General features: G+C 41.1%; 13 protein-coding genes. 1 reads left to right on the top strand and 12 read right to left on the bottom strand.

Annotation, left to right across the window (positions count from 1 at the left end):
• Positions 1–146: 146 nt before the first annotated feature.
• Both CQZ96_RS19035 and CQZ96_RS19030 read right to left on the bottom strand, forming a co-directional pair.
• Positions 147–1,979, bottom strand: a complete 1,833-nt coding sequence (locus tag CQZ96_RS19035) for an ABC transporter ATP-binding protein (RefSeq protein ID WP_105713535.1) — start codon at positions 1,977–1,979, stop codon at positions 147–149.
• Positions 1,976–3,799 carry an ABC transporter ATP-binding protein gene (locus tag CQZ96_RS19030; protein WP_105713534.1) on the bottom strand — a complete coding sequence of 608 codons (1,824 nt, stop codon included), beginning with the start codon at positions 3,797–3,799 and terminating at the stop codon, positions 1,976–1,978. Before CQZ96_RS19030 ends, CQZ96_RS19035 begins: the two co-directional genes overlap by 4 nt.
• Positions 3,800–4,085: 286 nt before the next feature.
• Between CQZ96_RS19030 and CQZ96_RS19025 the strand changes: the two genes are divergently transcribed.
• Positions 4,086–5,141, top strand: a complete 1,056-nt coding sequence (locus CQZ96_RS19025) for an ABC transporter substrate-binding protein (RefSeq protein WP_105713533.1) — start codon at positions 4,086–4,088, stop codon at positions 5,139–5,141.
• Positions 5,142–5,342: 201 nt separating this feature from the next.
• On the opposite strand, the gene CQZ96_RS19020 is transcribed toward CQZ96_RS19025, so the two are convergent.
• The 10 genes from CQZ96_RS19020 to CQZ96_RS18975 all read right to left on the bottom strand — a co-directional run bounded on the left by CQZ96_RS19020 (position 5,343) and on the right by CQZ96_RS18975 (position 18,698).
• Entirely contained in the window at positions 5,343–6,611 is a 1,269-nt protein-coding gene (locus CQZ96_RS19020; protein WP_105713532.1) for an acyl-CoA dehydrogenase family protein, read from the bottom strand.
• Between the two features lie 26 nt (positions 6,612–6,637).
• Positions 6,638–8,455 carry a dipeptide ABC transporter ATP-binding protein gene (locus CQZ96_RS19015; RefSeq protein WP_105713531.1) on the bottom strand — a complete coding sequence of 606 codons (1,818 nt, stop codon included), beginning with the start codon at positions 8,453–8,455 and terminating at the stop codon, positions 6,638–6,640.
• 2 nt (positions 8,456–8,457) lie between these two features.
• Positions 8,458–9,306 (bottom strand): ABC transporter permease, encoded by an 849-nt coding sequence (locus tag CQZ96_RS19010; protein ID WP_004717521.1) that lies wholly within the window; start codon positions 9,304–9,306, stop codon positions 8,458–8,460.
• Positions 9,303–10,454, bottom strand: a complete 1,152-nt coding sequence (locus CQZ96_RS19005; RefSeq protein ID WP_105713530.1) for an ABC transporter permease — start codon at positions 10,452–10,454, stop codon at positions 9,303–9,305. The genes CQZ96_RS19010 and CQZ96_RS19005 overlap by 4 nt, the downstream gene beginning before the upstream one ends.
• 2 nt (positions 10,455–10,456) lie before the next feature.
• A complete protein-coding gene (locus tag CQZ96_RS19000; protein ID WP_105713529.1) occupies positions 10,457–12,034 on the bottom strand; it encodes an ABC transporter substrate-binding protein in 1,578 nt (525 codons plus the stop codon).
• 12 nt (positions 12,035–12,046) lie between these two features.
• Positions 12,047–13,240, bottom strand: coding sequence for an LLM class flavin-dependent oxidoreductase (locus tag CQZ96_RS18995; RefSeq protein ID WP_004717527.1), 1,194 nt, complete (start codon positions 13,238–13,240; stop codon positions 12,047–12,049).
• Positions 13,241–13,272: 32 nt separating this feature from the next.
• Complete coding sequence (locus CQZ96_RS18990) at positions 13,273–13,983, bottom strand: class II aldolase/adducin family protein (RefSeq protein WP_004717530.1); 711 nt, start codon at positions 13,981–13,983, stop codon at positions 13,273–13,275.
• 15 nt (positions 13,984–13,998) lie between these two features.
• Positions 13,999–15,057, bottom strand: a complete 1,059-nt coding sequence (locus CQZ96_RS18985) for an ABC transporter substrate-binding protein (protein ID WP_105713528.1) — start codon at positions 15,055–15,057, stop codon at positions 13,999–14,001.
• Between the two features lie 294 nt (positions 15,058–15,351).
• Positions 15,352–17,580, bottom strand: a complete 2,229-nt coding sequence (locus CQZ96_RS18980) for a TonB-dependent receptor (protein WP_105713527.1) — start codon at positions 17,578–17,580, stop codon at positions 15,352–15,354.
• Positions 17,581–17,723: 143 nt separating this feature from the next.
• A complete protein-coding gene (locus CQZ96_RS18975; protein ID WP_105713526.1) occupies positions 17,724–18,698 on the bottom strand; it encodes a siderophore ABC transporter substrate-binding protein in 975 nt (324 codons plus the stop codon).
• Position 18,699: the final 1 nt, after the last annotated feature.

Genomic DNA, 18,699 nt, shown 5'->3' with positions numbered 1-18,699 from the left:
GCACCGATATAGCAAAGCCAATGCCAAAATTTTTATTATTGAATATCAAAAACTTGTCATTAAAAATAAAAAAATCATTGTTTATATTTAAACAATGATTCGAAAAAATGTTTATAAAACCACAGATTTGCTAGTGGCGCATAAGCTTATACAAGTTGATTGTGTAAATAAGATTGATACAACTGATAGTAAGATTGTTGCTGTTGAATCAGTTGTTCATGAGAACCTTGTTCCACTACAGCCCCATTCTCAATCACCACAATTTTGTCTGCTTCTTGAATGGTACTTAAGCGATGTGCGATCACAATACAGGTTCTATTTTTACATAAGCGTCGAAGGGCATATTGGATTTTCTGTTCCGTATAAATATCAATCGCAGAGGTCGCTTCATCTAAAATTAAAATTTTAGGATCAGCCAAATATGCACGTGCGAGACAAACAAGTTGGCGTTGCCCATGACTTAAATTTTTTCCGAGTGTTCCAACTTCAGTAAAATAACCATGAGGAAGCTGTCCTAGAATATCATCTGCACCAAGTTCTTCAATCGCCTGAATCAGTTGTTGATCTGTAGCTTCGGGTTGAATTAAACGTAAATTGTCTAAAATTGTGCCGCTAAACAAGACATTGTCCTGTAAAACAATACTGACATTTTGTCTTAAACTGTCCAGATGGATATCCTGTATCGGATAACGGTCTAAGAAAATCCCCCCCTGCTGAGGCTCATAAAACCGTGTCAGTAACTGAACGATCGTGCTTTTACCATGACCTGTCGGCCCCACGATCGCAACCACCGTTCCAGCGTCGATCTCTAAATCAAAATTTTGTAAAACAGCTTTGGTGGTATAAGCAAAATGTACAGACTGAAAACGAATATGCCCGTTAAGTTGCCCTAATTTCAACGCATGTGGTGCATCTTGAATGCTAGATTGGGTATCTAAAAGTAGAAATATCCGTTGTGCACACGCTGCACCATTGGCATAACGCTCAAATAAATCGGTCAATTCCTGTAAAGGTGCTAAGAATAAAAACACATAAAAAATACTTTCGGCAAACTGTCCAATACTGATGACACCTTCACTATAAGCATAACTTCCAATCACAATAAAAACCGCGGTTGCCACTGTCGAAAGCAATCCAGTAAATGGAGCAAACCAGCTGGTCCGCTTACTTCCATAAATAATAGAATCATTAAAATCTTTTAAGAGCTGCTGATAGCGCTGTTGATTGGTTTCACTATAATTTAATTGCTGAATAATTTTGGCGCCATTTACCGTTTCAACCAAATGTGCAGTAAATCGACTGCGTTCTTCGGCAACCCGTCCCCAATGCCGTTGTGATGACTTTTTAAATATTGCAGTCATTGTCAATAAAATCGGCAAAGTTGCAAATAAACACCAGAAAAATGGGGGATAAATATGCCACAAAAGCACAGATGCTAATCCGCAACGTAAAATCGCAGAAAGTAGTTCAGGTGGTCCTTGTATCAATACTGGTTCTAAAGTATCGACATCACGATCCGCTCGTGAAATAATTCGGCCCGCTTTAGTTCGATCAAAATAACCAATATTTAAAGCTTGAATATGTTGAAATAATGAACGTCTTAGATCATTAATGACACTTAAAGCCGCTTTTCCAGACAAGTATTTTGATATACCCGCTAATCCAAAACGACACACCCAGCTGAATGCCAGAATAGCAATTGCTATAAAAAGTACTGGCTGATACAACACCAGTTTCCCACCCACTTGCTGAAATCCAGAATCTAAAATGTACTTGACTGCCCATGGACGTACAAAGATGCTCAGCACTTGTAAGATCTCTACTGAGATCATGGCTAGAATTAAATAACGAATCGGATAAAGCAAAGGAATGAGTTTTTTTAACATTCCGCGATGTAGCGCGGTTTTTGCTAAGTTTTCTTCGATCTGCAGATCAGAGATTTTCGTCAGCGGTTGGAAATTTTTAACCGTGGTATTCATGCTTGAATCTCCTGTTGCGCTTTCTGAAATCCCATCAACTCCCGATAAAATTCGCAATGCTGGAGCAATTCTGTGTGGCTCCCTTGAGCAAGAATTTGTCCCTGATCTAATACGATAATGCGATCTGATAAAGAAATCGTGGTCTGTTTATTTGAATTGATCAGGATGGTTCTTTTGAGCTGATTTTTATTGTCAGCCAAGCCTGATAAACGCTGTAACACCTGTTTTTCTGTAGTGGAATCTAAAGCACTGGTTGAATCATCAAGCGCCAAGATTGGCGAGTTTTTTAAAATTGACCGTGCCAGTGCAATCCGTTGTTTTTGCCCTCCAGATAAGGTGACTCCCTTGTCCCCTATTCGTGTCTCCAGACCAGCATCGAGTCGCTGTAACAGTTCAGATGCTGAAGCCAAATGCAACGCGTCTCGCATCTCCTGTTCAGTCGCATCCTGTTTGGCTATTTTTAAGTTATCCGCCAAGGTTCCTGAGAAAAAGAAATTATCTTGCGGAATAATCTGAACCATATGACGTAAGTTAACCAAACTAAGATCTTTAAGATTGAGCCAACCGCGTTGATCTGAACCAATCCAGACCTGCCCTGCGGTTGGATCGATAAAACGATTGAGCAAGTTCATCAGTGTGGTTTTACCCGCTCCAGTTTTCCCCACAATGGTGACGATTTCACCTGCTCGGAATTCAACATTACACTGTTTTAAAATATACTTTTCTGTGTTTCGATCCTGAAAACTGACATTTTCCAGTCGAATATTTAAACCTTCATCCCCATCAGCATCCCCTTGTAGTGGCAAAGCATGTGCAGCATCTACAATTGCCGATTTCTCATCTAGCATTTGCCATATTCGAGTTGCCGATGAACGTGCATCTGCAAAAATATGTAAGACCTGTCCAATACTTTCAATACGAAACACCAATAAATTTGCCATAAGTACAGCAGCCACAAATTGCCCAATCTGTAATTGATTTTGTCCAATTAAGTAGCCACCAAACCCAATCACCCATAAGTAGGAACAGGCAATAATCATTTGAGGAATCGGTAAGCGTTGTGCACTGGTGCGAATGGTTTGAATGGAATGACGAATAAAGCTATCAACCGCAGCATCAAAACGTTGTAAGAGCTTTTCCTCAAGTTGAAAGGCTTTGACCACTCGAATGCCATTGACGCTTTCAGCCAAAGTATCACTGACTTTTTCATAGGCATAGGCAACTTGATGATCCAGCACCACCAACTGATTGGTCAGTTTAAACAGCACTGCTAGGCCTAGAAAAATAAAAATAAGCGGGACGATCCCCAACCAAGGATGATACCAACACAACAATCCGACTGTTGCGGCGACCACTAGACTGGATTCAAACACTTGTCGCCAAAAATTAATCAAAGCTTCTTTTAATTTATCTGAATCTCGGGTGGTTCTTGATAAAACTTCACCTAATCCGTGTTTCCAGTGCCATGAAACATCTAAATGCTGGACCTGGCTAAAGATTCTTTCTCTTAAAATACTTAACAATTGCTGTCCAATCGTCAAGGCACTTAAACCCGCTAAATATTGAATAATGGCACGAAGTAAAGCGATACTCGTCAGTAGAATAAACCAAAACCACGGATTTAACGGATCTGTAAAAGCATGCTGAAATAAACTTTCAGGTTGGCTGTGTTTTAGCGTATCAATCGCATGTCCGATTGAATATTGCTGTAGTGCTAAGCCAAAATTGGCAAGGACAAATAATGTTGCCGTCAATACAAAGCGAAATGGCATAAAACGATATAAGGCCAAACTTCGCAGCAGTGGATAATTTTTAAACATAAAAATAAAACAACAACTAAAGATCTATAGCTCACTGCGAGATCTATGCCAAATTTTTCAAAGGCATAAATATTTTAATCTACTGTTTTATATTATTTTTTTAAAAAACATGTTTGATGAGATGTTTGATTTAAAACATCCGCACTTGTTATCTGTTGTTATTGCAACAATATTTGATATATCAACATCACAAAAATAGATATTAAAAATATATTTTAAATATCAACAAGTTAAACAATGGCATCAATATTGCTTTAAAGCATTCAAATCACAACAGGATGTCACAATGACAACACTTCAAACGCAACCATTGAATACACTTTGGTATACACGCTGTCCAGTTCCTACAGGGCTCGGAATCTCGATTCAAAAAGGCTGGCTAAAAGAAAAATTTATTGAGCAACAAATTGAAATTAAATCAATTCGTGAATCGAACTCAAAAGAGATTCGTAACTCACATTTTAACCATACCCTTGCCAATTCAGTTCGGCATGGTGGCAGTATTCCTGCAATTTGGGCATATGCTTCTGGACAAAAAACCAAAGTCATCGGTTTATCTTGGGCAGATGAAGTCCAATTACTGCTGACTCGATATGATTCCCAAATTAAGACGGTTGAGGATCTAAAAGGTAAACGCTTTGGGCTCCCACTGAATCAAGATGCCATCATCGATTTCTCTCGTGCTCAAGCCATTCGCGGTTTAGAAAATGCATTAAAAACAGTAAATCTTAAGGTCAGTGATCTGGAACTGGTGGATTGTCTGCGTGCTGATATATTAGTGGCACAACAGCAAAATCATACCGAAGAAAATGATGCGAGTTTCTTTAGCAATCGTAATAAACTGAGCGCAAGTGCAGAGATTGTGGCTTTAATCAAAGGGGATGTCGATGCCATCTTTTTAAAAGGCGCACATGCAGCACAAATTGCCCATGATTTTGCCCTGCATACCATTATTGATATTGGTTCACATCCCGACCCTATCCTACGTTCAAATAATGGTACCCCTCGAACACTAACTGTGGATGAAGATTTTCTATCGCAATATCCACAACAAGCTCAATCCATCGTCGATGCGGTTTTACAAGCTGAACAATGGGCGCATGTGCATGCAGATGAAACTCACCGCTATCTGGCTAAAGAATGTAATAGCAGTGAACAATGGGTCCATGCAGCTTATGGCGCAGATGCACATCTCAAGCTGAATACCAATTTTGATGAAACATCGATTATTGCCTTACAAGACCTTAGTGACTTTCTCTATCGCTGGAAGTTTATTCCAGCTCAAATCAATGTTCGTGAATGGCTAGCACAAGACATTGCTATTCATGCACAAGTGGCTTAACAATACGAAAAAATAAAAGGTTGTCGTGATGACAACCTTTTATTTTTCAGCTTCCAAATTTAAGGCATCGCCTATACAAAAGCTTCTGACTATTCTCAACGCACAAAACGCTGCTTCTCACCGAAAAAAATATGCGATTAAGTACTGCCTCAAACAGTTGTGGATGAGGTTTCCGAATAGCATATTTTTGTCGAACTCAAATTATGACTTAAATTTGGTCACATTTTCAGCCTGTTTCTTTAAAAGCACAGAGTTATATTCACCAGGTGGAATATTATTTAAATAATAATTTCCAACATGATATAAACGCCAACGAATCGGATCATGTGTGGTATGTGTACGAGCATTACGCCAGAAACGATCTAAATTCCATTTTGACAAAGTAGAGCTTGCTCCAAGTAAGCCAAAAATTTCACTGGAAATTTTCAAAGATGCGTGGTCTGACTGACTACGTGTGGCAGCCACAGATAAAATCAATTCAGTTTGTAAGGCTTCATCTTCCAGATTAGTTAAATGCTGCTCAAAAATCGCTGCTGAGCGATCTAAAAGTGCTTCTGCTGAACGGACCAAAACTGCAAACTCACCAATTTGCTTAATGATATGCGGTTCCTGTGTCGGGGAGTCGACGCCACTTTCCACCCAAGGACGAGCATTCTGTTGCAAATAATCAATCCCCCCTTCAAGTGCACCTTTGGCAATACCTGTATCCATAGCAGCATGCAAAATCTGAGGCCAAGTTAAACCTGTGCGTAGCACTGTCCCTAGACCACCAGTATTGCGCTTGGCAACATAGCGTTCATCGACAACAACATCTTTAAAATTGGCTGTGCCACTGACACTATTGTTTTGCCCCATTGCATCCCAATCATCGAGCAGTTCTACCCCATGCGTATCACGATGAATCAAGATCGAAACAGGTCCATCATCACTGCCTGCAAATAAAGAGATCCACTCGGCCAATAAAGAGCCTGTGGAATAAAATTTACTGCCATTTAAGATTAACTGCCCTTGTGAATTTCTTTCAACACGGGTCTTATGCTGAAATTTATCTTTTCCGCCCACTTCTGCGAGTGCATTGCCTAAACGTTTACCACTCAATACATCACGCAATAATTGATCGCGAATATCATCCTCATAACCCGTTAAAATTCCTCGAAACATGGTGAAATGAATTTGTAGAAGTTGCCCCACACCACCATCTGCAGATGAAATGATCTTTACCACATTAACCAAAGTAGTAATACTTGCGCCTAAACCACCAAATTGTTGAGGAACAATAATCGCTGTCAGACCTGCTTCTGAAATTAAGCGGGCCTGTTCATAAGGAACACTTTTGTTATATTGAGGATCTTGAGCAAATTCAGTCAGTTGTTTTGCTACTGCCTTGGCAATATCCAATGCTTCTTGTTCACTTTGAATATGTCTTATACTGCCCAATTCTAAAAAATTGTGTTGCTGAATATCGTTCATTTTAACTCCGGAAAATCTCTTGTTTTTTATGCACAGATACGCTGTGCTGTAGTCTTAAATAAGCTGGGTGCATGTGTGAGCAAAGTTTTGGTATACGCATGTTGCGGATGACTCAGTACTTGATCGGTTTCACCGTATTCCACCAGATGGCCATTTTTTAAAACGGCAACTCGATCAGCAATTGCTCGAACTACCCCAAGGTTATGGGTCACAAAAAGTAAAGTTACGCCTTGCTTTTGCAGTTGTTGCAACAGTTTTAAAATAGATGCTTGTACTGACACATCTAGAGCAGAAGTAATTTCGTCGCAAATCAAAACATCAGGCTGGCATAACAGCGCTCGTGCAATCGCTACACGTTGCCGTTCTCCGCCAGATAAATCTCTTGGGTAGAGTTCTTGAACCTGTGGAGGAAGCGAGACTTGTTGAAGTACCTGAACGACCTTTTGTTGAGTTTCTTGCGGAGATGTAGCAAAAAAGTGCTGAACCACTTTAGTGAGTGTCTGTCCTATGGTATGTGCTGGATTCAAGGCTTTATATGGATTTTGAAAGATATACTGCAGTTTATGTCGTTGTGTTAACTGACGTTTTTGTCCCTGCAAGGACAATACTTCATCTGCTAAAATCACCTGACCTTCTGCATTTTCATTCAGTCCAGCAATCACTCTAGACAGTGTGGTTTTACCTGAACCAGACTCCCCGACTAAGGCCAAACATTCTCCACGCTGTATTTGAAAAGAAACATCGAAAAGTGCTTGTTGCTGGCCATACCAAGCATTGATATATTCTACTTTAAGCAGTGCCTGTTGATCTGTTTTTAATTCAATCAGATGCGGATCAAGCTCTTGAAAATTGATCACACCCACTTCATCCCAATGATGACAAGCAACAAAATGTGGATCAAATGCTTGAGATAACAGGGTTAATTTCGGTTGCTGTTGATGACATAATTCGCTAGCGAAAGTACATCTTGCGGCAAAGGCACATCCTGTTGGACGGTCATTCGGTGCGGGTGCATGTCCTTCGATGGGGGATAAATATTTACGAATCGACACATCGGGGATGGCATTGAGTAAACCTTGGGTATAAGGATGTTTTGGCGTTTCAAATAACTGGCTTAATGTAGCATCTTCTGCAATCTGGCCTGAATACAGGACGATTACGCGATCTGCAATATCTTTCACCACAGTCAAATCATGTGATACATAAATTGCTGCGACATTATATTCCCGACATAATTTACGAATAATATTCAGCACTAAAGTTTGGGTCGTAACATCCAATGCTGTTGTCGGTTCATCCAAGACAATTAAGCGAGGCTGTAACAAAAATGCCAATGCTAATAAAATCCGTTGTTGTTGCCCGCCGGAAAGCTGATGAGGATAGCGTTTTAAAAACACATCATCCTGAGGCAATCCCACTTCATCTAAAATTTTAGCAACTTTATGATTTCTTTCACTACTGGATAAGCGTGATTGATGGACTTCTAATAACTCAAGTAGATGCTGTCCAATTGTTAATGCTGGATTTAGTGCCGTTCCTGGATCTTGGGCAACGTGACTGATTTTATAACCTCGAATTTTACGCAAGGCGTGATCGTCAAGACTGAGGATATCTTGTCCATCCAGCGCAATTGTGCCTTGAATAATTTTGGCACCATGTCGTGCATAGCCCAATAACGCACTCGACAATGTGGTTTTACCTGAACCACTTTCTCCCACCAACCCAAGGACTTCGCCCTCGTTTAAATGAAAAGAAATATTCGAAACTACATGATTGCCTGTGTTGACCAATGCCACCGTTAAGTCTTTTACCTGTAGTACCGTATTCTTTAAAATCTCTGTCATGGTTACTTTTCCTCAATCCGCGCTGCGGCACGCCCTACACCTTCAGCCAACACATTGGTTCCCAGCGCAAACAAAGCAATTAAAATCACCGGTGCAAATACTGCCCACGGTTGAACCAATAACCCAGCACGATTTTCATTAATCATCAGGCCCCAATCGGCTGCAGGAGGTGCGATACCATAACCAAGAAAAGCCAGACCAGATAACATGCCAACAGCCCACGTCAACATCACCCCAAGATGAATTAATAAGGGTGTCAGCATATTGGGTAGGATTTCACGGAATAAAATATAGCTTTTCGAATAACCTAAAATTTTGGCGGCCTCTACATACTCTTGCTCAACCAAATTTAGCGCAACACTTCGTGCCAGACGTACTACCCCAGGAATAAAAGCAATCGAAACAGTGAGCACAATCAGCCATGGCTCACGCCCTAGCATCGAAACGATTAATAACACTAAAATCAGATCAGGAAATGCCATAAAAACATCGGTAAGCCAAGTCACAAACTGGTCAACTTTATCTCGTGCAAAAGCAGCCAATATGCCTAAACTGGAACCAATAATTAAAGCCACCAGACTGGCAGCGAGGGTCATCCAAATAATTGAAGCACCACCCGCTAATACACGAGACCAAACATCATGCCCAATATAGTCATAGCCAAGAAAAGCCTGTGCTTCAGGCGCACCATAGGTCATGCCCACTAATGCAGTTGGTTCAAAAGGAACCAGCACTGGGCCAATAAGCGCAAATATCAAAACTAAGCTTGTCACCACAAAACCAAAACGGACTTGTCGCTCAGAAATCAAGGCTTTGAAAAACTTACGTTGATACCAATGAAGTGTACTCATTTCCCCTCTCCTGAATTGATACTCTTCAAGGCATTACGGCGATCGACAGGCTTTACCGTAATCGGTCGGCCAGATTTCCATAAACGTAATGCCTGACGTAAACCAGGTGAGCGGGCTTTATGTTTTTTTGCAGTGCGTATTTTTGGTGTGAGTAAAGTGGTCATTAAGTCTGCAATTAAATTGACCACCACCACACAGATGGTCAGCAATAGCACAATCGCTTGAATGGTAGGAATATCCCGCATTTCAATTGCTGCATTCAATGCATTGCCAATTCCGGGATAACTAAATACAACCTCGATAATTAAAGCCCCACTGAGTAAAACCCGTATAGTCAATGCCGTGCCTTGTACCACAGGCACTAAAGCATTAGGTAAAACATGCTTCCAGATAATGCGACGCTCTGGAATACCGCGTAATCGTGCTGAAGTGACATAATCGGACTCTAAGGCATCGATCATTGAGCCTCGCACAAGACGCATGAGATAAGGAATAAGCGATAAAGCTAACGTTAAAATGGGTAAAATTAAAAACTCTAGCTGGCTAAACGGAGACTGCCCAGGAATCAACAATGATGCAGCAGGTAATACATGCATGATCGAAGTTGAAAACAACATCATCAGCCAAATGGCAATGACAAATCCGGGCACTGCTTTAAAAATAATCGAGCTAGATACAATGATTCGGTCTAGTTTGCTATCACGACGTAGCGATAACCAAACCCCAAGTAAAACTGAAATCGGTACAGTGATTGCCACCACCAAGCTACTCAAAGCAAGCGTATTACCAAAATAGTTTTGAATAATCTGTAACACAGGTACATTGGAATCAATTGAGCGTCCAAAATTACCTTGTAATAATTGAGTCAGCCAATTCCAGTATTGCACCAATATCGGTTGAGTCAGCCCCAATTGTTCACGCAGTATTTGAACCGTAGCTTCTGGTGCTTCTGGCCCTAAAATGACCCGCGCAGGGTCAGATGGAAGCGCTTGAGTCGCGATAAATACAATTAAACTAATCACAAAAATCACCAAAATTCCTGACACGATACGGGTCAAAAACCAAGGTAACCATGCAGGAAATTCAAACGACTTGGCGATAGCTGGATGTTGAATCGAGCTTTCAATTTTGCTGGCTTGAGTCGTCATCATCACTCCCCTTTACGCCAAAACTCATCAGTTCGCCATGCTGCAAAACCGGTTCGATCAGGTGTTACACCACCAATCTGATGAGAATGTGCATCTAAAACATTGTTAAAACCCCAAATCAGTAAGCCACCTTGTTCATGCTGAATTTGCTGTGCCTCATGTACCAGAACTTTGCGTTTTTCCAGATCAGGCTGTTGCAATGCGTGATGCACCAGCTCAGTAAAACGGGCTTGATTAAAACGGGTTTTGTTATTGGCTGCACCGGGTCCATCAATCTGCAATACCGTCAATAAAAATGGACGAGAAACATTTGAACCTGTACTCAATGCCCAATCTTGTTTGACTGCATCTGCAAATGTTGCAGCTTCAACTTGTTTAACGTTTACAATCACGCCAGCTTGCGCTGCATGTTGCGCAAACACCAAGGCTGCATTGCTATCTGGTCCTGTATATAAATCAACTTTTAAGTTTTGATCAAAACCAGCGGCTTTTAATAGTGTTTTAGCTTTGGCTAAATCTTGCTTACGCTGTGGAATTTCATGGTTATAAACAGGATCACTAAATGAATACAGATCGTTGGCAATTCGCCCTTGTCCCGCCAATGCCCGTTTCACTAAATCATCCCGATTGGCAATCAAACGAAATGCTTGTCTGACACGAGGATCATTAAACGGTGCTTTAGTGGTATTCATGTCAAAGGATTGCCAAGCATCTGTTTCAGATGAAACAACATTCAGTCGTTTATTGGCTTGAATCAAAGATAAATGCTCGGCACTAATACCCGATGCAATATCAATTTGCCCTGATTGCAAAGCAGCAAGACGCCCGGTTTGGTCTTTAAAATCTATAATTTCAATGGCATCTGCATAAGGCTGATTGTCTTTCCAATAATTTTCAAAACGTACGAAACGGGAACGTTGACCTGGGGTAAAACTTTCCAGCTTAAACGGGCCTGCTCCGACGACATTCTTGATTGGGTCATAATCTGTTGGAACAATACCGCCCCAACTCATCCATGCTTCAGGTAGGGCTACTAAGCCTTTGCCTTGAGCAAATGGAATTTCAACGGTGTAATCATCACGCTTTTTAATCGCATCGCGCTGTAGTGAATACAAATAAGCCGCAAAGGGAGACGCCAGTTTAGGATCGGTCAAACGACGTAAAGAGAAAATGACATCATCGGCTGTAATGGTTTTACCATGATGAAATTCAAGCCCTTTCTTTAACCGAATCGTCCATTTAGTCCCATCCTCATTGGGTTCTGCAAATTCAGCAAGCGCCAATTTAGGTTGAATATCTCGCCCCCACTCCCATAATTTGGCATATAACGGCCAACCTCTAAAGGCACTCGACATTCCAATCGGCTTATGGGCATCTAAATTTCCAGCTTGATTACCATTAATCACCCCAATTTTGATCACTCCACCTTTTTGCGGTGTGGCATGCTGGCTTATATGTGCAGCAGCTTCATTTGCTGCTGAGGAATCGGAACGAGAACACCCGATCAGGCTTGCTGCTGCAATCGTACCTAGACCTAAACCAGTATTTTTAATTAATGCTCTACGCGTAATTTTACTCATAGGATTCTCCTTTTAAACCACAGTTTCTTGATTCAATAGAGAATCTACAGAGGAGCGATTTTTTAACTTCGGTAACTCAAAGCCATGATCGAGCTCAAGTAAAGGAAACAACAAGTCTGCAACACGGTAAACTTCAGTAATTAAAGGAAAACCCGACAAAATAAATGCAGATGTACCGTAGCTTTCATATTCTTGGATACGTTGAGCAATATTTTCAGCACTCCCGACCAATGCGGTCCCTGCAGCGGGATTTAAGATATCAAAACCAAACAGTGATGGCCCTGTCCAAATATTTGGATAAATTTCAAAATCTTTAGCTTGAGGTAATATCCCCTGACGTAAACGTTCTAAATTTTTTTGAACAATAGGGTTATTACTTTGATAGCTTTCAAAAGTTTCATTGGGTGGAAGCTGACGTTTTACTGCTTCAATCGCATAATTCACATCAATTTTATCGAGTAGAGACTGCGCGTATTGCCACGCTTCTTCTTCGGTTTCACGAACAATAATTTGTAAGCGAGTTCCATACTGCAAAGTTCGCCCAACTTTAGCGGCTTCTTTTGCAACCTTACTGAATTTTTCTCCCAGCAGCGGCGGTGTGTTGGCAAAACTTAAATACACATCCAGCAATTCCACTGAATGTTGTACCCCTTTCGCTGATGTGCCAGCTCCCCACAGCGGTACGCCTTGTTTTTGGGTTGCCCCATGCCATTTTGACATCGGTGAAGCACCCTCTTGACGTGGAGCCACTTGAATAAACTCACCCTGAAAACCAGATTTATCGCCTAAATAATTTTGTTGAAATGTGCTCCAGTATTCTTTACTAAAGTCATAGCGTTCATCATGTGAATAATGAATACCCAAAGCGGCAAGTCCCTGATCATTGCCATTGACCACATTAAACAACAAACGTCCTTGAGAGAATGCGTCAAAAGTTTGTGCATATTTGGCTAAAACTGCGGGTTGAACTTCACCTGGATGCTGCGCAACCAAAAACTTCAGGCGTTCAGTAAAAGGAATTAAACTTGCAGCAACCGCCAGTGTTTCATACTCACTTGTACCCATGAGCGAACCGTAAAACCCCAGACGATCTGCGGTAATTGCAATTTGTTGTAAATGTTCATAATCGGTATCCCAGCGTCCCGACTCCAACCAAGGATAGGGACCATCAGGAGAGGTGAGATACCATAAAAGTTTTACAGCCATAATATTCTCTATATTTGTTTTAAATCATGTTTCTAATGGAGTGGAAGTAATCCCAGTGATTTTGCTTTTTCAGTCAATCCGCTCATTTTCCACTGTTGCTGTAACACCCCTTGCCCATATTCACGACTTCCTCCAACCAGTTCTGCTAACAGTTGAATTTGAGCACCTTCTTCAAGCAATAAAATAAATTCAGCAGTTTCCTGTAGACCTTGACGCCCCCAAACTGTGGCACCGCCATTGGCTTCCAAAATAGCCCGATGCTCAATATCAATCTTGAGTTGATCTAAAATGAAATCGACTTCTGCCTGACGGCGATCGATATAAATCGGTAATTCATTAAATAAATGAAAACGCTGAACAGGCACATATCGAATCGGTAGGGTTCGGTGTGTTTGGGCCCAAGCACCTAAATTCGGTGCATGTACATGAGAGATTGTGGTGACATCTGCATGTTCACGAAACAGTTTGTTATAACGGCCACCAGCACCTTTTCGTCCCAATAAAACTTCACCATCAAGCTTCTCTACCAGTACTTTGCTTTTTTTATCTCGTGACCAAGGCCCTGCATAGTTAAAGGTCACCAAGGTATTCTCAGGGGCGCGTTCAACAAAGTTGACCGTGCCATTGGCAGTGATTGTGCCCGTCTCACGGAACACCTCAAATGCAAATTCAGCTTTTTCACGGTTGCGTTCAATAAAATCATTGAGTTCAGGGGAAAGTGGCGATTGAATCAGTGTAGTCATGATAAATATCCTGTTTTAACGTTGTTTATTTTGGCGACGCTTTAAAACTTCGAGTAATGGGCGATGATCGACCCATGTATCAAGATCTACGTCTTTTTCAAGGAAGCCATGTAACCAAAGAAAATCTTTTTGTTGTTTTAAAAGCTCAAGGCGCTCTTCACTTAATGAAGGATGTAAAGATTTATGGAAATTATTACGATACGCTGTAGCCACACTTTCAGCACCCGCAATGGTTTCATCTTGTAGAATAACCAGCACTTCATCTAAATGATCTTCTGCCCAGTCTGCGGTATCAAAAAGCTCTTCCAGAAAATCCACGACGACATCAAAGTGATGTTCCAATAAATCTTCATGTACCGTGATAGGGCGAGGTGTCCCGTTGTTCACACGTGAAGTCACATCTGCAAATTGATCTAAATCGATACCGACTTTTAAACCACGTTTGGTGGCAGCCTCAACAGCCGATGCCCCTTTGACATACACGGCATCCACCTCACCTGTAATCAAGGCATCAAGGCCTGACCAATAGGCACTGGCATCGCGATCTTGTTTCGATTCAGCTCGCTCAGGAACTTCAATAAAATAAACATCACGAAAACTTAAATTTGCAAGTTGTAAAGCCCCTCGAATACCTTGCAATGACATGGCTCTAAAAATACTGCCTGCACGTTTATCGGCATATTCAGGTAAAGCCACTTTGGCATTTTTTAAGTCTTCAGGTTGACGAATTGCTGAATCAGGTCGAACAATAATCACTTGCCATTCATCAATCCAAGTTAATCCAATCAGACGACTTGGGGCACCTTCTGAACGTGCAGCCAAAGCAGGTACATTGCCACCCTCACGGAATAAAGCCGGAAGCTGATGATCAAAATGATGCACAGACAAGCCTTTACGCGCATCTTGCAATACCGCAACATCAATACCATGTCGCTCAAATTTTTCGACTAAGGTGCCGCGCTTTAATGAGATTCCTGTTGCAGTGGGTACTGGACATCGTGTGACCCAAATTTCAGATAAAGTACTTTTTACAAATTCTTTAGAATTTTCTTTTTTATCGACGACAAGTGACATAGGTATTCCTTAAGATACTTCCAATTTCATATCACTTGTATTGAGCAGCTTTTATGCCAATATTTATTTTTATAATTTTCAATGGCTTATTCAAAATTCAATTTTAATAAATGTTTAGATTTCATCACTTGTTTTAGATTTAGTGTTGTTTTATCAACAGCACTTTAAGCAAGCCTGCCCTGAGACAAAAACCCCATCCGCTTTATTTTTGATTAAACAGATTTATATGATTTAAAGCGCCTCATTGAATCAACATACAGCACCATATAAAAATATAGTGCTGTATCGCTTAAATTAAAAATCGATAGAAGCCGACAGCATATAAGTTCGAGGTGCGCCCAAGGCTAAACTGGACAATTGTGGCATGCCCCAATAGGCCTTATTGGTCACGTTATTGATACTCGCAGCTAAGCTCAGTGGAAAACTTGAAACATTGGTCTTATATCTCGCCCCAACATCAAACAGTGTTCGTCCAGAAGCATGTAGTGTATTTTCCTGATTGATATATTGCTTTGAAACTGCTGTGGCATTTCCAGTCAAGGTTAAACCCTGCAACATCGAAATATCCCACTCCATGCCTAATTTCGCCTGTTGCTTGGCAACCCCAGTCGCAGTATTGCCTTGATTTTTACCACCTGCAGTTTTGGTTAATTCAGGATCAATATAGGCAACACCACCGATTACACGAAGATTCGCAATAGGTGCTCCAAAGAAGCTCCATTCAACTCCTCTATTGCGTTGCTCGCCATCAGCAGTAAAAATATTGCTGACGGGATCGGTATAGCTACTTGGTTTTTCAATTTCAAACAGACTCAAAGTGTTTGAGAATTTCCCTAAATCCATTTTAATCCCAAGCTCTTTTTGCTTTGTTTTAAAAGGCGCAAAAACTTCACCCGCATTTGCCGCAGTATACGGTGCGGTTGAGCCTTGGCTTAAGCCTTCTATATAGTTTGCATATAAGGAAATATGCGCTGTGGCTTTAAACAATATCGCAGCCCCAGGTGTGGTGGCACTTTCATCATAACGTGATGTTCGACTGCCTGTAACAATATTAAAAGCTTCACTCAGCACATTCTGTTGTCGTACACCCAAGGTCAATTGGACTTGATCTTGAGCAAAAGATAAGGTGTCCGCAATCCCATAACTGTTTAAACGAGATGCTGTTTTAGAAATATGTGGCGCATTAAAGCGAACTGGATTTCCCCAAACTGGATGATAAAGATTGGTGATCCATTCAGCCCCAGCCACGTTTCTTACCCCATAGTCATTTTGATCATGTTGGTAATACGTTGCATTGACAACCCATTGGTGACCAATAGATCCTGTATCAAATTTTCCTTTTATGCCCAGATCAGCTGATTTCTTTTCAAGATCAAAAGCCAACTGACCAATCTTGGTTTCGAGCCTGCCTTGACTGTCGAGCACGGTCGCTGACATGGCACCATTATATTTATAATCGGTTTTACTTTGTCCATAAGTGGCATATGCCATAACTCGATCACTCAAGTCATATTCGCCACGAAGCATAGCGCCCTTATCTTTGGTTTCAACAAAAGACCAGTCTGGATTTAATAGTGTGTCTGGTTTTGGTGGTTTAGGAATCGCAACCCCTGAGAGTAAATTAATCCCACGGTTGACACCATCTACTCGATCCTCAGCTGTATAGAGATCTGCTGAAATACGTGCACTTTCACCACGCCAATCCAGACCTAAAGAAACTAAGGCTGTTTTTTTATCTTGGTCTTTAATTGCCCCTGTTCCATCACGATATACTGTATTTAAACGTACACCAAAATCTTTATTTTGACCGAAACGTCTGCCGATATCGAGATGTCCACCAAACTGTGAATCAGACATATAGGTCGCGCTAAAACGCTGCAGTGGATCATCGCCTGCACGCTTGCTGACTAAATTGACCATGCCCCCCACCGATCCTGCTGGCGGCATACCATTGAGTAATGCTGTAGGTCCTTTGAGTACCTCAATTCGTTCAAACATTTCAGGAGAGGTTCGATAAAAAGGTGTGATGCCAAACATGCCGTTCATTGACATATCACTTGTACTCGAAGCAAAGCCACGAATATAGTAGTTTTCACTCCATCCGCCACTGGCACCATTGGTAAATACAGATGGGTCGGTTTTAGCAATGACATCGGTAATATCTTTTGCCTGTTGATTTTCAATATATTGGTCTGTATAGCCAATGCTATTAAATGGCGTTTCTAAAAAGCCTTTTTCACCTAAAAAACCCAACTTATTCTGCGAAGAAATCTGCCCCGCTAAAACACTGTTTTTTTCATTCACAGCTTGTACATGGATGGTGGGTAAATTTTGCAATGCCTCGTGATCTGATGATGGCAGATCAGGTGTTTGCGCATGAATTGTTGAGATCGGAATCACCAAAGTTAATCCGAAACCCAACAACAGTTGAGCAGAAATCAAGTTTTTCAGTTTAAATTGCGGGCTTAAATCTCGGCACTGTGGTTTCAAAGCGTGCTGAAAAAGTGGATGACCATATTTCATATACAAATTTCCTTTCATTTTTTAAGCACAAGTTTCCCTATCACACTTTTTTTATTGAAAAGTATGCTGTAGTCACTTGTTCACGGTATGGGTGTTTTGGCTAGAGTTTATCTGGCTATAAATTTATCGTGTAAAGACCTAATTCATAGCTGATACCCCTTGATGACATCATCAATTAAAATATGCATGGAGGTTGGGCTTGCCGCAGTGATGTACCAAGCATCTGCATCAACAAAAACCACTTTGCCATTTTTCCATGCTTTGGTTTGGCGTAATAAAGGATTACTCATCCGCTCAGCATCAATCGTCGGACGATGTTCCATGACGGCTGTACGATCGACGATATACAAAATATCGGGATCAGCTTGTTTGATAAATTCACTAGAAATCGGTTGACCATGCAAACTTGTATCTACCACTGTACTGGCTGGTTTTACCCCGAATGCATTAAATACAAAGCCATAACGTGACTGAACCCCAAAGTTGCTAAAGGCACCATTGTTATGTAAGACCACCAAAGCTTTTTCAGGACGATTTACAGTTATTTTTCGTACTTCTGCTACTTTGGCATCCAATGCATCTACTTTTTGCGTCGCCAATTGCTGTTGATTAAAGATCTGGCCTAAAGTGATCAAATGCGCTTTAATCGCCTCAATGTGATGCTGCTGACTGTTATTGAAATTGATGTCATAGTGCACAGTCGGTGCAATTTTACTCAACGCTTGATACTGATTTGCTTGCAGTGGCGTCATTAAGATGATGTCTGGTTTGAGTGTGTAAATCCGTTCCATATTGGGCTGAACAATCGCACCTAGATCTTGAACCTTTTGATCATCTTTATACTTTTGCAAAAAATGTGGTACATAATCTTTGGGCATACCCGCAATAGGAATACTCAGTTGATCAAGAAAATCAGCTTCATTCATATCCAATACCGCAGCACGTTGTGGATGATAGGCAATGCTGGTGGTTCCTAGTTCATGTTTAACCACGATCGGGGTTGCTAACTTTTGAGCCCCTTGGTTCGCATCAGCAGCAGGTTTTTTGTCACATCCCGATAAGCTGATTGCGGCTATCATGCTCAATGCCAGATTCCAGCTGTTATTTTTCCATTTCATG

It is taken from the genome of Acinetobacter sp. MYb10, assembly GCF_002980175.2.
GTDB lineage: Bacteria > Pseudomonadota > Gammaproteobacteria > Pseudomonadales > Moraxellaceae > Acinetobacter > Acinetobacter guillouiae.
The sequence above is the reverse complement of the archived record's forward strand: the minus strand, read 5'-3'. Positions and strand labels throughout refer to the sequence as shown.

What these genes read in the sequence shown, in the direction of transcription:
- CQZ96_RS19035 (WP_105713535.1), bottom strand. Translation starts at nt 1,979, where the DNA reads ATGAATACCACGGTTAAAAATTTCCAACCGCTGACGAAAATCTCTGAT.
- CQZ96_RS19030 (WP_105713534.1), bottom strand. Translation starts at nt 3,799, where the DNA reads ATGTTTAAAAATTATCCACTGCTGCGAAGTTTGGCCTTATATCGTTTT.
- CQZ96_RS19025 (WP_105713533.1), top strand. Translation starts at nt 4,086, where the DNA reads ATGACAACACTTCAAACGCAACCATTGAATACACTTTGGTATACACGC.
- CQZ96_RS19020 (WP_105713532.1), bottom strand. Translation starts at nt 6,611, where the DNA reads ATGAACGATATTCAGCAACACAATTTTTTAGAATTGGGCAGTATAAGA.
- CQZ96_RS19015 (WP_105713531.1), bottom strand. Translation starts at nt 8,455, where the DNA reads ATGACAGAGATTTTAAAGAATACGGTACTACAGGTAAAAGACTTAACG.
- CQZ96_RS19010 (WP_004717521.1), bottom strand. Translation starts at nt 9,306, where the DNA reads ATGAGTACACTTCATTGGTATCAACGTAAGTTTTTCAAAGCCTTGATT.
- CQZ96_RS19005 (WP_105713530.1), bottom strand. Translation starts at nt 10,454, where the DNA reads ATGACGACTCAAGCCAGCAAAATTGAAAGCTCGATTCAACATCCAGCT.
- CQZ96_RS19000 (WP_105713529.1), bottom strand. Translation starts at nt 12,034, where the DNA reads ATGAGTAAAATTACGCGTAGAGCATTAATTAAAAATACTGGTTTAGGT.
- CQZ96_RS18995 (WP_004717527.1), bottom strand. Translation starts at nt 13,240, where the DNA reads ATGGCTGTAAAACTTTTATGGTATCTCACCTCTCCTGATGGTCCCTAT.
- CQZ96_RS18990 (WP_004717530.1), bottom strand. Translation starts at nt 13,983, where the DNA reads ATGACTACACTGATTCAATCGCCACTTTCCCCTGAACTCAATGATTTT.
- CQZ96_RS18985 (WP_105713528.1), bottom strand. Translation starts at nt 15,057, where the DNA reads ATGTCACTTGTCGTCGATAAAAAAGAAAATTCTAAAGAATTTGTAAAA.
- CQZ96_RS18980 (WP_105713527.1), bottom strand. Translation starts at nt 17,580, where the DNA reads ATGAAATATGGTCATCCACTTTTTCAGCACGCTTTGAAACCACAGTGC.
- CQZ96_RS18975 (WP_105713526.1), bottom strand. Translation starts at nt 18,698, where the DNA reads ATGAAATGGAAAAATAACAGCTGGAATCTGGCATTGAGCATGATAGCC.